Origin of the sequence: Streptomyces sp. 2131.1, assembly GCF_900105515.1 — a bacterium.
GTDB lineage: Bacteria > Actinomycetota > Actinomycetes > Streptomycetales > Streptomycetaceae > Streptomyces > Streptomyces drozdowiczii.
On sequence record NZ_FNSY01000001.1, the window covers coordinates 1,506,520 to 1,521,989 of the forward strand.

Annotated in this window: 15 protein-coding genes; all 15 read right to left on the reverse strand. The window is 72.7% G+C overall.

The annotated features are described in order from the left end of the window. Window positions 1–22: 22 nt before the first annotated feature. Window positions 23–2,599, reverse strand: coding sequence for a polynucleotide kinase-phosphatase (locus tag BLW14_RS06655; RefSeq protein ID WP_093705296.1), 2,577 nt, complete (start codon window positions 2,597–2,599; stop codon window positions 23–25). Beyond that, window positions 2,596–4,077 carry a 3' terminal RNA ribose 2'-O-methyltransferase Hen1 gene (locus tag BLW14_RS06660; RefSeq protein ID WP_093705298.1) on the reverse strand — a complete coding sequence of 494 codons (1,482 nt, stop codon included), beginning with the start codon at window positions 4,075–4,077 and terminating at the stop codon, window positions 2,596–2,598. Before BLW14_RS06660 ends, BLW14_RS06655 begins: the two co-directional genes overlap by 4 nt. 25 nt (window positions 4,078–4,102) lie before the next feature. Next, window positions 4,103–5,053, reverse strand: a complete 951-nt coding sequence (gene mmuM / locus BLW14_RS06665; RefSeq protein ID WP_093705300.1) for a homocysteine S-methyltransferase — start codon at window positions 5,051–5,053, stop codon at window positions 4,103–4,105. 13 nt (window positions 5,054–5,066) lie between these two features. Beyond that, entirely contained in the window at window positions 5,067–5,990 is a 924-nt protein-coding gene (locus BLW14_RS06670; RefSeq protein WP_093705302.1) for an LLM class F420-dependent oxidoreductase, read from the reverse strand. 77 nt (window positions 5,991–6,067) lie between these two features. After that, complete coding sequence (locus BLW14_RS06675) at window positions 6,068–6,604, reverse strand: DUF6099 family protein (RefSeq protein WP_093705304.1); 537 nt, start codon at window positions 6,602–6,604, stop codon at window positions 6,068–6,070. 126 nt (window positions 6,605–6,730) lie between these two features. Next, window positions 6,731–7,126, reverse strand: coding sequence for a nucleotide pyrophosphohydrolase (locus BLW14_RS06680; protein WP_093705306.1), 396 nt, complete (start codon window positions 7,124–7,126; stop codon window positions 6,731–6,733). A gap of 7 nt (window positions 7,127–7,133) precedes the next feature. Next, the gene (locus tag BLW14_RS06685) at window positions 7,134–7,532 is read right to left on the reverse strand and encodes a cell division protein SepF (RefSeq protein ID WP_018523534.1); all 399 of its coding nucleotides are present in this window, start codon (window positions 7,530–7,532) and stop codon (window positions 7,134–7,136) included. Window positions 7,533–7,636: 104 nt separating this feature from the next. Continuing rightward, entirely contained in the window at window positions 7,637–8,911 is a 1,275-nt protein-coding gene (locus tag BLW14_RS06690) for a cytochrome P450 family protein (RefSeq protein ID WP_093705308.1), read from the reverse strand. Then, complete coding sequence (locus BLW14_RS06695) at window positions 8,908–9,522, reverse strand: GTP-binding protein (protein WP_093705310.1); 615 nt, start codon at window positions 9,520–9,522, stop codon at window positions 8,908–8,910. Before BLW14_RS06695 ends, BLW14_RS06690 begins: the two co-directional genes overlap by 4 nt. After that, entirely contained in the window at window positions 9,500–9,853 is a 354-nt protein-coding gene (locus BLW14_RS06700; RefSeq protein ID WP_093705312.1) for a DUF742 domain-containing protein, read from the reverse strand. Before BLW14_RS06700 ends, BLW14_RS06695 begins: the two co-directional genes overlap by 23 nt. Beyond that, window positions 9,850–10,275: a roadblock/LC7 domain-containing protein gene (locus BLW14_RS06705; RefSeq protein WP_093705314.1), complete on the reverse strand. Its 426-nt coding sequence runs from the start codon at window positions 10,273–10,275 to the stop codon at window positions 9,850–9,852. Before BLW14_RS06705 ends, BLW14_RS06700 begins: the two co-directional genes overlap by 4 nt. Further along, the gene (locus tag BLW14_RS06710; RefSeq protein ID WP_256332703.1) at window positions 10,272–11,618 is read right to left on the reverse strand and encodes an ATP-binding protein; all 1,347 of its coding nucleotides are present in this window, start codon (window positions 11,616–11,618) and stop codon (window positions 10,272–10,274) included. The genes BLW14_RS06705 and BLW14_RS06710 overlap by 4 nt, the downstream gene beginning before the upstream one ends. A gap of 59 nt (window positions 11,619–11,677) precedes the next feature. Next, the gene (locus tag BLW14_RS06715) at window positions 11,678–12,676 is read right to left on the reverse strand and encodes an MBL fold metallo-hydrolase (protein ID WP_093705316.1); all 999 of its coding nucleotides are present in this window, start codon (window positions 12,674–12,676) and stop codon (window positions 11,678–11,680) included. A gap of 321 nt (window positions 12,677–12,997) precedes the next feature. Next, window positions 12,998–14,173, reverse strand: a complete 1,176-nt coding sequence (locus BLW14_RS06720; protein ID WP_256332704.1) for an RICIN domain-containing protein — start codon at window positions 14,171–14,173, stop codon at window positions 12,998–13,000. Window positions 14,174–14,258: 85 nt separating this feature from the next. Further along, window positions 14,259–15,434, reverse strand: coding sequence for a Gfo/Idh/MocA family protein (locus BLW14_RS06725; RefSeq protein ID WP_093705320.1), 1,176 nt, complete (start codon window positions 15,432–15,434; stop codon window positions 14,259–14,261). Between the last annotated feature and the right edge of the window lie 36 nt (window positions 15,435–15,470).

Consider the following 15,470-nt stretch of genomic DNA (forward strand, 5'->3'; position numbering starts at 1 on the left):
CCAGCCTGTTCTGCCGACGTGCTCAGAGCCGGGGGTCGACCGGCTCCGACTCCAGGGCCAGGACGGCGAACACCGCCTCGTGGACCCGCCACAGCGGCTCCCCGTCCGCGAGCCGGTCCAGGGCCTCCAGGCCGAGGGCGTACTCGCGCAGGGCCAGCGAGCGCTTGTGGCCGAGGAAACGGCCGCGCAGCCGGTCCAGGTTGTCCGGGCGGGTGTACTCGGGGCCGTAGATGATCCGCAGGTACTCCCTTCCGCGCACCTTGATGCCGGGCTGCACCAGCCGGCCCTTGCCGTCCCGGACGAGCGCGCCGAGCGGCTTGACGACCATGCCCTCGCCGCCCCGGCCGGTCATCTCCAGCCACCAGTCGACCCCCGCACGGACCGACGCCTCGTCGGCGGTGTCCACCACGAGCCGCCGGGTGACCTGGAGCAGGCCGCTCGGGTCGTGCTCCACCAGCCGGTCCAGCCAGGCCAGCTGCTCGTCGTGCGGTACGGAGGCCAGCGAGCGGCCCCGCACGGCGAGGATCTGGAACGGCGCCAGGCGCACGCCGTCCAGCCCTTCGGTGCTCCAGCAGTAGCGCCGGTACGCCTCCGTGAACGCGGCCGCGTCCTCGGCCCGGTCCCGCTGCCGGTCCACGAGCGCGCCCACGTCGACACCGCGTGCGGCTGCCGCCGCGAGCGCCCCGGTGGCGGCCGGGAACACCGCACCGGACGCGGCCCCCACCGCCGCGTACTGCGAGCGGAGCAGGCCGCCCGCCTTGAGCGACCAGGGCATCAGCTCGGCGTCGAGCAGTACCCAGTCGGTGTCCCACTCCTCCCACAGCCCGGCAGCGGTGACCGCGGCGCGCAGCCTGCCGAGAACGGTCTCGGTGAGCGCGGAGTCGTCCAGGAACGGGCGCCCGGTGCGCGTGTACAGCGCGCCGGTCGGGCCGCTCCCGCCGTCGCCCCCGGTCCCGAAGCGCTCGCGGGCCGCGGCGGCGTCCTTGCAGACCAGGGCCACGGCGCGGGAGCCCATGTGCTTCTCCTCGCACACGACCTTCGCCACGCCGGCCGCCCGGTACTCGCCGAACGCCTCGGCCGGGTGCTCCAGGTAGCCCTCCTCCTGCGAGGTGGCGGTGGGCGCCATGGTCGGCGGCAGGTACGGCAGCAGCCGGGGGTCGACCGCGAAGCGGCTCATGACCTCCAGGGCGGCGGCCGCGTTCTCCTCGCGGACGGCGAGGCGCCCCATGTGCCGGGTCTCCACGATCCGGCGGCCCTGCACGTCGTCGAGGTCCAGCGGCCTGCCCTCCCGGCCCCCGGGCGCCTCGGTCGACAGCGGCTTCACCGGCTCGTACCAGACCTGCTCCGCCGGTACGTCGACGAGCTCGCGCTCCGGCCAGCGCAGCGCGGTCATCCTCCCGCCGAAGACGGCACCGGTGTCCAGGCAGATGGTGTTGTTGATCCACGAGGTGTTGGGCACCGGCGTGTGGCCGTAGACCACGGCGGCGCGGCCCCGGTAGTCCTCCGCCCACGGGTAGCGCACGGGCAGCCCGAACTCGTCGGTCTCGCCGGTGGTCTCCCCGTACAGCGCGTGCGAGCGGACCCGTCCCGAGGTGCGGCCGTGGTACTTCTCGGGCAGCCCGGCGTGGCAGACGACGAGGCGTCCGTCGTCCAGCACGTAGTGGCTGACGAGCCCGTCGATGAACTCCGCGACCCGCTTGCGGAACTCCGGGTCCTTCGCGTCCTCCCGCTCCAGCTGCTCGACGGTCTCGGCGAGGCCGTGGGTGAGCTGGACCTTGCGGCCCTTGAGGTAGCGGCCGAGCTTGTTCTCGTGGTTGCCGGGCACGCACAGCGCGTTCCCGTCCGCCACCATCGACATCACGCGGCGCAGGACGCCCGGGCTGTCGGGGCCGCGGTCGACGAGGTCGCCGACGAAGACCGCGGTGCGGCCCTCGGGGTGGACGCCGTCCACGTACCCGAGCTTGCCGAGCAGGGTGTCCAGCTCGGAGCGGCAGCCGTGGATGTCCCCGATGACGTCGAACGGGCCGGTGAGGTGGCGCAGGTCGTTGTAGCGGCGCTCCAGCACCACTTCGGCCCGGTCGACCTCCTCCTCGGTGCGCAGGATGTGCACCTTGCGGAAGCCCTCGCGCTCCAGGCCGCGCAGGGAGCGGCGCAGCTCGCGGCGGTGGCGCTGGATGACGTGGCGGGGCATGTCGGCGCGGTCCGGGCGGTCCGCGTTGCGGGCGAGGCACACCTCTTCGGGCAGGTCGAGGACGACGGCGATGGGCAGCACGTCGTACTCCCGGGCCACGCGCACGAGCTGGCGCCGGGCCTCCGGCTGCACGTTCGTCGCGTCGACGACGGTCAGCCGGCCGGCGGCCAGGCGTTTGCCCGCGATGTAGTGCAGGACGTCGAAGGCGTCCTTGCTGGCGCTCTGGTCGTTCTCGTCGTCGGCGACGAGGCCGCGGCAGAAGTCCGACGAGATGACCTCGGTCGGCTTGAAGTGCCGCCGCGCGAAAGTGGACTTGCCGGAGCCGCTGGCGCCGATGAGCACGACGAGGGAAAGGTCGGTGACGGGGAGTGTGCGGTGCGGGGCGCGCCCCGTGTCTTCGGTGGTCATGCGGCTTTCGCCTCCTTCTCGGTCTCGTCGGTGGTGGCGGTGCTGAGGGAAAACGTGGCCATCTGCGTGGGCGGACCCACCTCGGGGTCGTCCGGGCCCACGGGCACGTACTCCACGCCGTATCCGTGCCGGGCGGCCACCGCGTCGGCCCAGGCCCGGAACTCGGCCCGGGTCCACTCGAAGCGGTGGTCGCCGTGGCGGGTGTGCCCGGCCGGGAGGGACTCCCAGCGGACGTTGTACTCCACGTTCGGCGTGGTCACGAGCACCGTGCGGGGGCGCGCGGAACCGAACACGGCGAACTCGAGCGCGGGCAGCCGCTCCGGGTCCAGGTGCTCGATGACCTCGCTGAGCACCGCCGCGTCGTACCCCTTGAGCCGCTTGTCCGTGTAGGTGAGCGAGCCCTGCCGCAGCGTCACACGGGCGGCCTGGCGCTCCCCCATCCGGTCCAGCTTCAGCCGGCGCGAGGCGATCGTCAGGGCACGCATCGACACGTCGAGGCCGACGATCTCCGTGAAACGCGGGTCCTTCAGCAGCGCCTGCACCAACTGGCCCTGGCCGCAGCCCAGGTCGAGCACCCGGCCCGCCCCGGCGGCGGTGAGTGCCGCCAGGATCGCGTCCCGGCGCCGCACGGCCAGCGGCACCGGCCGCTCCTCCGTGTCGGAGCCCTCGTCGACGGCGTTGTCGACGCTCTCGACGTCGAGGTCGTCCGCCTCCGCGAGCCGCACCAGTTCCAGCCGCTCCATCGCCTGCCGGGTCAGCCCCCAGCGCCGTGCCAGGTACCGGCTGGTGATGAGTTTGTGCTCGGGGTGCTCGGCCAGCCAGCCCTCACCGGCGCGCAGCAGCTTGTCCACCTCGTCCGGCGCCACCCAGTAGTGCTTGGCGTCGTCGAGCACCGGCAGCAGCACGTACAGCTGGCGCAGTGCGTCGGCGAGCCGCAGCTCACCCTCCAGCACCAGCCGTACGTACCGCGAGTCGCCCCATTCGGGGAACTTCACGTCGAGCGGCACGGCCTCCGCCTCCACCCGCGTCCATCCGAGCGGACCGAAGAGCTTGCGCACCAGCTCGGCACCACCACGGGCCGGCAGGGCGGGCACTTCGATCCGCAGCTCCATGGGGGCCGCCGCCCGCTCGGGCATCGCCTTGCAGGCACCGCTCAGCGCGGACTTGAAGACGGTGCTCATCGCGACGGACAGCAGCGAGGAGGCCGCGTAGGGACGGTCGTTGACGTACTGCGCGAGCGCCGCGTCGGGCGCGCCGCCCCGGCCCTTTCCCTTCCCCTTGCGCACCAGGGCGATGGGATCGACCTCCAGCAGCAGGGCTGCCGTGCACTGCTCCGCGGACGCCTCGGGGTAGAAGACGTGCGCGGTGCCGTGGGAGGTGGAGAACGCCTGCGCCCGCTCGGGATGCTTGTGCAGCAGGAAGCCGAGATCGGTGGCGGGACGTTCCGGAGTGCCGGTTGTACTGATCGTCAGGAACACACGTTTGAGTATGATCCGCCCGCGCCTACCCCACCAGGCAATTTCCCGGTGGGCCTCCCGCCGCCGCCAGACGTGCGATCTCCTTCGGTCCGACCCGGCAGCAGCCGCCGACCAGTCGCGCACCGGCCGCCCGCCAGGCCGCCACCCGCCCGGGGGCGAAAGTGGCGTCCCCGGTCCAGCTGCCGGACGCCGCGTCCCAGTGCTCGCCGCTGTTCGGGTAGGCCACGGCCGGCCTGCCCGTCGCCGCCACCGCCGCCCGCACGGCGGCCTCCGCCTCGGCCGGGTCGCAGCAGTTGACGCCGACCGCGATCACCTCGTCGCGCCCCCGTACCAGGCCGAACGCCTCGTCCAGCGGCTGCCCGGCCCGGGTCCGTCCCCCGGACACGGTGTAGGAGAGCCAGACCGGCAGGCCGTACTCCCCCGCCACCCGCAGCAGCGCCCGTGCCTCGTCCATGTCCGGCACCGTCTCCAGGGCCAGCGCGTCCGGCCCGGCGGCGGCCAGCGCTTCGATCCTGGGGCGGTGGAAGCGTTCCAGCTCACCGGCCGTGAGCCCGTAACGGCCCCGGTACTCCGCGCCGTCCGCCGTCACCGCCCCGTACGGCCCGACCGACGCCGCCACCCAGACGTCCCGGTCCACCGCGCCGGCTGCCCGCCGGGCCAGTTCGACGCTGCGGGCGAACAGCCCGGCCGCCGCCTCCCTTCCGATCCCGCGCCGCGCGAACCCCTCGAAGCTCGCCTGATAGCTGGCCGTGATGAGCACCTGGGCCCCCGCCCGCACGTACGCCGTGTGGGCCGCCTCGATCTGTCCGGGCCCGTCGGCGAGCAGCCGGGCGGACCACAGCCCGTCGGACAGGTCGCAGCCCTGCGCCTCCAACTGGTTGGAGAGCCCGCCGTCGAGGACGACCGTGCCCTCGGCGAGCGCGGCGGCCAGGGAGCGGGACGGTGCGCCGGACGCGGGGCCGGGCCCAGGTGTCATCGCGCCTCCGTTCTCAGCTCAGCTGGGACTGGACCTGGGAGGAGATCAGCTCCAGGTGGTCCAGGTCGTCGAGGTCGAGCACCTGGAGGTAGATCCGTGACGCCCCGATCGCCGCGTAGCGACCGATCTTGTCGACCACCTCGGCGGGCGACCCCGCGAGGCCGTTGGCCTTCAGCTCGGCCACGTCCCGGCCGATGACGGCGGCCCGGCGCGCGACCTCCGTGTCGTCCCGGCCGACGCAGACGACCAGCGCGTTGGAGTACACCAGGTCGTCCGGCTCGCGGCCCGCCGCCTCGGCCGCCTCCCGGACCCGGCCGAACTGCTTCTCGGAGTCCTCAAGCCCGGCGAAGGGGATGTTGAACTCGTCCGCGTACTGAGCGGCGAGGCGCGGCGTGCGCTTCGCGCCGTGTCCGCCGATCAGCACCGGGATCCTGGCCTGCGCCGGCTTGGGCAGCGCGGGCGAGTCCGTCAGCTGGTAGTACGTACCGTCGTAGCTGAACGTCTTGCCGACCTCGGTCGCCCACAGCCCCGTGACGATCGCGAGCTGCTCCTCCAGGCGGCCGAACTTCTCCTTCGGGAAGGGGATGCCGTACGCCTTGTGCTCGTCCTCGAACCAGCCCGCGCCCAGGCCCAGTTCGACCCGGCCGCCGGACATCTGGTCGACCTGCGCCACCTGGATGGCGAGGACTCCGGGGAGCCGGAACGTGCCCGCGGTCATCAGCGTGCCGAGGCGGATGCGCTTCGTCTCGCGGGCCAGCCCGGCCAGCGTGATCCAGGCGTCCGTGGGGCCGGGCAGGCCGTCGCCCTGCCCCATCCGGAGATAGTGGTCGGAGCGGTAGAAGGCGTCGAAGCCGAGGTCCTCGGTGGCCTTGGCGACGGTGAGGAGGGTGTCATAGCTCGCCCCCTGCTGGGGCTCGGTGAAGATGCGAAGATCCATACCTCCATCCTGCACCCGTGCGCGCCGCCCGCCTCCCTCCGGGCCGTTCCGCGTCGCCGCGTCCGCGTTGGGACCGCTCACTGGATGCCGGTCACCGGGCCGACCGGATCGCGCAGCACCCCGTGCGGGCCGTCCCGCTCCCTGGCGCGCTCCCGGTCCGCCTGCTCCTCACGCTCTCGTTCGTCGAGCAGCCGGAGCATGCCGCGCACCCGGTCCGTGGACTCGTCGGCGGCGTCGATCGCCTCCATGCACTGCCAGTACAGGCTCTGCTCATCGGTCTCGCAGGCCACCCCGACCAGGGCCATGCCGACCTCCCCGAGCAGCGCGGCGAGGCCGGTCAGGGCCGCGCGGGGATCGGCCACTTCGGTCAGCCGGGCCGCCCGGGCGACCCCGGCACGGGCGGCCGGGTGGTCGAGGGCGCCGCTGCTCCTGCCGCCGATCTCGCTCAGGGCGCTCGCCTCGCCCCGTAACGCCTTGGGGCCGCTCGCCGCCAGCCGGCTGCCGACCGCCTGGGCCAGGGCCTGTGCCTGCCACGCCTCGGCGATGATGTCCGGTGTGCCCCGGCTCTCCGCCAGCGCCTGCCTGATGACCGTTACCAGCCGCTCCGCTTCCATCGATTGCCCCCGTTCGACCGCGAAAACCCGCTCACCACGTTCATTACCCACAGTGAGGGCGTCCGCACCGAAACGCCAGAGGATTTCGGAAATCTGTGGACACTCGATCGAGTGTGGACAAGTCGATCACTCCGAAGAGTGACGATCTTGGTCGTTCGTTGATCCGTCGGCCGGTCCCGGCACCGGGTCGGAGGCGGATTCCGGGACCGGGAAGCGCGACTCGTTGCGCTCGATCTTGGCCGCGAGCGCCGCGAGGACGTCGATCCCGAGCACGTCGCAGAACTGGAGGAGGTACGCGAGCACGTCCGCGACCTCGTCGGCGACCCTGGGCGCCGTCGCCGGGTCCGCCATGACCCGCGTCGACTGCTCGGGGGTCAGCCACTGGAAGATCTCCAGGAGTTCGGCGGCCTCCACGCTCAGCGCCGAGGCCAGGTTCTTCGGGGTGTGGTACGGCCCCCAGTCGCGGGCGGCCGCGAAGTCGGCCAGCCGCTGCTGGAGGGTCCGTACATCGAGTTCGGTCACCGGCCCCCTACGCTCCCGGGACTCCGGCCGCAGTGACGCCCTCGACCTCCATGCCGACGGGCGACAGCAGGAAGACGTTGCGGTCCACCCGGTGCATGCCGCTGCCGAGGCCGAAGACGACGCCGCTGGTGAAGTCCAGGATGCGCTTGGCCACATCGCCCTCGGCGCTGGTCAGGTCGAGCAGCACCGGCACCTGGGCCACCAGGTATTCCGCGACCTCGCGGGCGTCGGCGAAGACCTGCACCCGCAGTACCACCATGCGCCGCTGCTCTGCGGCCTCCGGCTCGTCCTGGACGGTGCGGTGGTCCACCCTGGAGGGCCACTCGTTGCGGCTGCGCAGCGGTACGACCTGGGCCAGCCCCTCCCACTGCTCGTCCGTGACGTCGTACCTGTCGTACCTGCTCACCGGACCACCCCGTCCGCACGTCGGTCGGCGTTGTGCCGGCTGCGCTCACTGTTCATCGGGCGATTGTCCCCCGGCTCACCCGTTCGGCCTACGAGCGACACGGCTCAGGAACCGATCGCGGCGGCCGGAAGCACGTCTGCGGGGTCCGCGACCGTGACGGGCCGGTTCGGGGCGGTGCCGGTGTCCAGCGGGGTGAAGCGGATCGGGAGGTGTGCCAGCGCGCGGTGGAACGGGCCGGGCCGCCACAGCAGTTCCTCCGCCGGGACGGCCAGCTCCGCGTCGCACAGGAGGCTGGTGAGCTGTTCGATGGCCGTCGTCGCGATGAGCAGGGCCGGCTGCTTGGCGGGGCAGCGGTGCGGCCCCGCCGACCAGGCGAGGTGGGCGCCCGCCCCGGACCGTATGCCGTCGTCGGAGGCGGGCGCGGCGGACTGGGAGTTGGCGGCCGCGTACGAGACGAGCACGAGCTGCCCGGCGCGCAGCCGTACGCCGTGGAACTCGGTGTCGTGGCGCGGGTAGTGGGCGGCCAGGTTGGCGAGCGGCGGGTCGCGCCACAGGACCTCGTTGATCGCCTCGTGGGCGGTCATGGCGCCGCCGTGCAGGGAGCCGGCGTAGCGCTCGTCGGTGAGCATGTGGAGCGTGGCGTTGCCGATGAGGTTGGTCATCGGGTCGTTGCCCGCGCTCATGACGAGGGTGATCTGGCGCACCGTCTCGTCGTTGTCGAGTCCGGCCGGGTGGGCGAGGAAGTACGAGGTGAGGTCGCGTCGGGGTCTGGCGCGGCGGTCGGCGACGAGGCGGGTCACGACATCGACGAGGTCGGCGTACGCGGCGGCGGCGTCCGCGGCGGAGTTCATCATTCCGGCGATGCCGTCGACGATCCGCTCGCCGTCCTCGGGGTCGGCGCCGAACCAGGTGACGAAGATGTGCATCGGGAGCCGGCGGGCGTACTCGGCGATGAGGTCGGCGCTGCCGCTGCCCGCGAACCGGCCGATGAGCTGGCGGGCGACGCGGGCGACCTCGGCGCGCAGGACGTGTGGTTCGATGAGGGCGAGGCTGTCGTTGATGGCCTGGCGGTAGCGGGCGTGCACCGCGCCGTCGCTGAAGAGCGCGGTGGGGCGGTGGCCGAGCACGGGCAGCACGGGCGAGTCGGGCGGAACGGTTGCCTGCCAGGCGCGGGGGTCCTTGCTGAACGTGTGGGTGTCGCGCAGCAGGTCGATGGCGGCCTGGTAGTCCGTGACGAGCATCGCCTCGACGTCGGGGGCGATCCGCACCGGTGCGAGCGGCCCGTGTGCGCGCAGGGCGCGGTAGTGGCCCCGGGGGTCGGCCGCGAAGGCCGGGCCGAACAGCGCGAGGGGTTGCGGCGGCGGTGCGTACGTGGTCATGAAGCGTCCTCGGGCTGCGGCATGCGGGTCAGCGCGTGTTCGGCCAGTGCGATGAGGGCGTCGATGCTGCCGCGGCGTTCACGCGCGTCGCACTGGACCAGCGGGGTGGTGTCGTCGAGGTCGAGGTGCTTGCGCAGGACCTCGTCGCTGTGCGCGGGCGCGTCGGGGAAACGGTTCACCGCGACCGCGTACGGCAGTCCCTGCTCCTCGACCATGTCCATCACGGCGAAGGAATCGGCGAGGCGGCGGGTGTCAACGAGGACGAGGGCGCCGAGCGCGCCGCGGGCGATGTCCTCCCACAGCGGCAGGAACCGTTCCTGGCCGGGCGTGCCGAACATGTAGAGGACCAGGTCGTCGTGGACGGTCAGGCGGCCGAAGTCGATGGCGACCGTGGTGGTGGTCTTCTCGGGGAGTCCGGCGGTGGAGTCGATCCGGGTGCTGGACTGGGTCATCGCCTCCTCGGTGTGGAGGGTGGCGATCTCGGAGAGCGTACGGATCAGGGTCGTCTTGCCCACGCCGAAGGGACCCGTGACGACGAGTTTCATCAGGGTCCGGGCGGCGGACGGCAGGTAGCCGACGCCGGTCCGGTCAGGGGAGGGAGCGGAGTCCAACGAGCAGCCTCTCGACGAGCGACCTGTCGATCTGCCCGGCACTGGGTATCGGCGGTCGGGTGAGCAGTAGTCCGGTGGCCGCGAGGTCCGTGGCCAGGAAGACGGTGGCGCTGACCGGCAGGTCCAGGTGGGCCGCGCACTCGACGACGGTGAGGGCGCCGGGTTCCAGCAGGTCGCAGAGTCGTCGTGCCTGTGTTCCGGCGTCGTCGGGCACGTGCGCGTCGGTGCGTACGAGTACGGCGAGCCGGTCGAGCGCGGGGCCGGCGGGGCGGGACCGGCCGCCGGTGACCAGGTAGGCGGGGATCAGACGGCGTGCTGGGCCGGGGGTCATGGCCGGGCGGCGGTGTCCGGTTGGCGGGCGGGTGCGTGCATCGCCCGGGTGAGCGCGGTGACCTGGACCTGCATCTGGTAGGCGATGTCGCCGAGTTTGGCGCCGGGTTCGGCGAACAGGGCGAGGGTGGTGTTGCGTCCGGCCGGTACGACGATGGCGAAGCCCAGGTCCGATTCGACGACGGTCTGGGCCAGTTGCGGTGCCTCGACGTCGGTGAAGGCGGTGGTGAAGGCGCGGGCGGCGGCGTGCAGGGTGGCCGTCATCGCGGCGACGCGTTCGCCGGAGGCCCGGTCGAGGCCGGGCGAGGCGCCTTCGACGAGGCCGTCGCCGGTGGCGACCACGGCGTGCTGGACTCCGGGCAGTTCAAGCAGCGGGGTCAGCACCCATGCGAGGTCGCCTGAGTTCGGGCTGGGGGCGCTCACTTCTCGTCGTCTCCTTGGTCGTCCTGGTGGTCGCGGGCGCCGGTGTCCGGTACGGGGTGCCGCCCGGTGACGCTCCTGCCGTTGAGGGTGCCCTGCTGGAGGGCCGCCCAGGAAGCCCCTGCCGCTTCCGGTGTACGGGACAGCTGTCCGGCGGCCGGCTCGGCATCCCGGGCGGCGGTCGCCGCGGCGGGGGTGCGGCGCGGTGCGCGGCGGCGCCGGCTGGGCAGTGCGGCGGGCTCGGCGGCGCCCGGGGTGTCCGCCGCGGCCGGGGCGGCGGGCTGTGCCGGGGCGGCGGACACGGGCGCGGGGGCGAGGGCGGAGAGGCCGCGGTCCTCGTCGAGCACGGTGAGGAGGTGGGCGGGGACCCGCAGGATGGCGCGCATGCCGCCGAAGGGGGACGCCTCAATGTGGCATTCGAAGCCGTACTGCACGACGAGCCGGCCGACGACCGCGAAGCCGGTCTGGGGCGGGTCGCCGAGTTCGGTGAGCAGCACCTCGGCGGGTCCGGCGAGGAGGGCGCGGGCGCGTTCGAGCGCGTCCTCGTCCATGCCGATGCCGGCGTCGTCGACGACCAGGAAGGCGCCCCGGCCACCGCTCTGCTGGACGGTGACCTGCACGTCGGTGTCGGGGTGGGAGTACGCGGTCGCGTTGGCGAGGAGTTCGGCCAGGGCGATGGCGAGGGGTTCGGCGGCCCGGGCGGCGAGCGCGAGGCGTTCGTCGCGCAGGTGGTTGGCGACCTTGATCCGTTCGTAGCCGGCGACGCGCGACTGGGCGCCGAGGACGATCTCGACGAGCGGGGAGTTCTGCCGGGCGAGGCCGGGCCAGGCGTCGCAGAGCACGGCGGTGGACTGGGTGCGGCGCAGGGCGAGTTCGTTGCGGAAGTCGAGCTGGAGGATGCGCGGGTCGTCGTACTCGTGCTGGAGCTCGTGCAGCAGCTGCTGGGACTGGTTGAGCAGCGACTGGATCTTGGCGGAGGTGCCGCGCATCGCGGCGCGGGCCGCCGCGTCGACGCGTCCGCGTTCCTCGAGCACGGCGGTGCGGGCGGCCTGGACGGCTTCGGTGAGCAGGAGGGCGGCGCCGCCGTCGACCTCGGCCGCCTCGCGCAGTCCGGGGACGGTGGCGCTGGGGTGGGAGAGGGCGAGGGCGGCGGCGGGTATCCGCCTGCGGGCGAGCTGCCGGATCTCGTCGAGGAGGGCGGCGGTGCGGGCCTCGGCCGCCTTGGCCTGGCGCTCGGCGAGTTCGGCGCGGGTGACGGCCTGCTGCTCGGTGAGGCCGGACCGGTAGGCACGTGCGAACCCCGCGATCGCTGCGGCGACGGCGATCACTGTGACGATCCATGCCATGCCGTTACCGCGTTTCTGTCGTCGGGCCGGTCCGCCGGTGCGCGCGGCGGACCGGGAGGTCAGACGGCGCTGCCCGCCGTCTCACCGGCCTGCTCCACTTCGTGTGCGACCGTGGCCACGTCGGTGATGACCTGGACCACGCTGGGCCGTTCGGACCCGTCGAGCTGCCGGTACTCGCTGCCGATGGTGATGACGAGCCGTTCGGGGAGCCCGAGTGCGGGGTAGCGGCCGTCGGCGATGACCTGCCGGGCGGCGTCGACGGCGGGGACGCCGGCGGCGTGCAGGGCGTGGGAGCGCTCGCGGATGTACTCCAGGTACGCGATGTGCTCGCGGACGCCGTCCCGGTCGATCACGGGTCCGTGGCCAGGGACGATGGTCTCGGCGCCGGTGGCGAGCACCTGTTCGCAGGCCGCGATGACGTTGCTCAGCGGGCCTTCCCAGTGGCACGGGTGGTCGCCGGGCTGTTCCGCGGAGGACGCGAAGATGATGTCGCCGCTGAACACCACGCCCTGGGCGGGCAGATGGACCATCAGGTCACCGGTGGTGTGGGCGGGCGCCAGCGAGGTGATCTGCACCGGGTAGTCGCCGAGGGTGAGTTCGAGCTCGCCCGTGAAGTAGGTGGTCGGCCGGACCGGTTCGGTCTGAGACCAGTCGAACGGGCCGAAGTGCCGGGCGAGGTAGGACCCGAGCGGGGTGGCCGGGTCGCCGCCGTTGACGAGCGCGTGCTGCTGCTGCGGCGTGGGCTCGTAGTGGATGTGCTCCCTGGCCTCACGGGTCACGATGATCTCGGCGTCCGGGAGCACGCCCGCGCCCCAGAAGTGGTCACCGTTGGCGTGCGTGACGATCACCCGGTCGATGGTGACGCCGTCGGGCAGCCGTTTCCCGGACTCGGCGAGGAACTGTCCGGCGAGCACCGGGTCGTACGGGGTGTCGATCCACAGTGCGCCGCGGGGCGAGACGAGCAGGCCGCAGTTGGCCAGCCCCCAGCCACGCTTCGGCGGGAGCCATGCGTACAGGCCCCTGCCAAGGTCAACGACATCCCCACCCGTGATCGACATGGACGCGATTATGCCGACCCAGTTCCGGTCGCGCGTTCGAACCCGGCCATCCCGACCCTCCTTTGGCTTGAAACAGTTCCTGACCTGCCGTGGGGGCGCGCGAGCGGTGACCGTACGAGAGCGGGCGCGCCCGTCACCGTACGGAATCTTCCGGTAGAAGCGGGCAGAACTGCCCGAACCGGCCCGGCACCGTCACCGGTACGGGACACGGCACCGTCAAACCGGAAGGCGTCGATTACCCACCGAGCATGGCTGAAAACAGACGCCACAGGTCCCCGGTGCGACCGCCCGAAGCGGTGCGCCGGGGACCCGGTGGTCCAGCTAGAAGGTGGCGGGCACGTTCCACTGCTGGTTGGCGCCGCCCGCGCAGTCCCACACCACGAGCGCGGTGCCGTCCGTGGTGTCACCGCCCGGGACGTCCAGGCAGCGGCCCGACGCCTTGTTGACGAGGGTGTGCGCGCTCGTGCTGTACGTCCACTGCCGGGCCGCGTCCGTGACGGCGCCGCCCGTCCCCGTACCGGCGCAGTCGCGCACGCGCACCGCCGCGCCGTTCCCCGTGCCGTCGGCGGTCAGGCAGTAGTCGGACGGGAGGCGCAGCGAACCGTCGGCCGCCCGGACCCAGGCCTGGTTCGCGCCGCCCGAGCAGCGGTAGAGATCGGCCACCACACCGTCGGCCACGCCCCCGAGGGCGTCCAGGCACTTGCCGGCCTGTCCGGTCACCGCGCCGCGCACCGAGTTGCCGACCGCCAGGTTCTGAACCGTCGCGTCCGCCGAGACGTCGGTCCGGGTCATCGACGCGCAGGCGTTGCCGCTGTTGGACGTCCCCGAGACCGAGGCGGTGACCGTACCGCCGTTGCCCGTCGGCACCCCGAACCGGGCGTCGCTGAAGGGCTGGTCGTAGCAGGTGGCGCGAGGGTCGTTCCACTCGAAGTACTCGGTCCAGTCGACCATGCCGGAGGGCGAGATGGCGGTGGCCGGGGTCTTGATGGAGCCGAGCTTGTACGAGGCGCCGGTGGCGGTGTCCGCGACGGTGGCGCCGAACCAGCCGTCGCCCTCGGCGGCCACCTCGAACGTGTAGCGGTGGCCGGCGGTCCAGTCGAGGTTCATCCGGCAACTCATGCCCTCGCCCTCGCCGCCGAAGGACTGGCACCAGCTGCCCGTGGAGCCGGCCTTCGCCTCGGAGACGTCCCAGACGGAGAACAGGAGCGTCCGCTTCGAGCCGCCGTTGGACTGCATCCCGAGGTAGGCGCCGTTGCCCTTGTCGAAGCCGAACTGGTGGCTCCAGAAGACGTTTGCGCGGTAGCCGGGGTCGTGCTGGACGGTGGTGGACCAGGTGACGTCGGTCAGGACCGGGGCGCCGGAGAAGGAGTAGTTGGTGTAGGTGCCGGGAGTCGTGCCGATCTCCGCGGCCTGGGTGGGGGGTGCGGTGCCGAGCAGCGCCAGAGCGGCTGCCGCGACGGTGGTGGTGAGGGTGGTGAACAAGTGACGCGATCTCATGCGGTGCACCTGCTTCTGATGGGGGGAAGGGGACCCCGGGCCCGAGGCCGTGCGGCCCCGGGCCCGGTCTTTCCCGGTCAGATCCTCAGGGACGGACCTGGCCGCGCTCGAAGTACGCGATCAGCTCGGGGTCGAGGGGCGGCACCTCGTGGGGTGCACCGCCCTCGCGCAGGGAGCGGGTCGCGAGGACGCCGGCGGCGACGCTCATCCGGGCGGCGACCGGGGAGGTGTCGGTGACTCCCCCGTCGCGCACGAACCGGCAGAACTCGTCCATGATCCGGCCGTCGCCGCCGCCGTGGGAGCCCTTGGCCTCGGGCACCCGGTAGGTGATGTCGGCGTCGGCGCGGTAGCCGCTGGGGCCGGTGTTCCACACCTTGACCTCGTCGCCGGGGCCGTCACCGAAGTTCTCCAGCCGGCCCTCGGTGCCGATGACGGTGTAGTTGCGCCAGTAGTCGGGGGTGAAGTGGCACTGCTGGTAGGCGGCGACGACCCCGTTGTCGAGCTGCATGTTCATCACCGAGACGTCCTCGACGTCCACGATGTGGTGCAGGTCCTTGCGGGCCGTCGGCGGCCAGTCGAACTCGCGCAGCCAGTTCTCGGGGCGCGGGGTGTCGGGTTCGCGGCGGGGCAGGTCACCGTAGACGAGCAGGTCGCCGAGGGCGTTGACGCGGCGGGTGTAGCCGCCGGCCAGCCAGTGCAGCACGTCGATGTCGTGGGCGGCCTTCTGGAGGAGCAGACCGGTGGTGCGGGTGCGGTCCGCGTGCCAGTCCTTGAAGTAGTAGTCGCCGCCGTAGCCCACGAAGTGGCGCACCCAGACGGCCTTGGGCTCGCCGATGTCGCCGCGCGCGATGATGTCGCGCATCAGTCGGACGACGCCCATGTGGCGCATGTTGTGGCCGACGTAGAGCCGGGAGCCGGTCTCGTACGCGGCGCGCAGGATGTTGTCACAGCTCTCGACGGTGATACCGAGGGGCTTCTCGACGAAGACGGCCTTGCCCGCGCGCAGGGCGTCGATGGCGATGACCTCGTGGGTGTCGTCCGGGGTGGCGACGATGATCGCGTCCAGGTCGTCCGGGCCGAGGAGCAGCTTGTAGTCCTCGACGGCGATCCCGGTGCCGAAGCGCTCGGCCTCGCGCCGGCGCACCTCCGGGTCGAGGTCGCAGACGGCGGTGATCGCCGATCCCTTGCCGGGGTGGTGGGCCGACGTCGCGATGGACCGGCGCAGGCCGAGCCCGATGACGCCGAGTCGCAGGTCTGACACGGGGGTCCCTTCGGTTGGTACGGGTGGTGCGGGCGG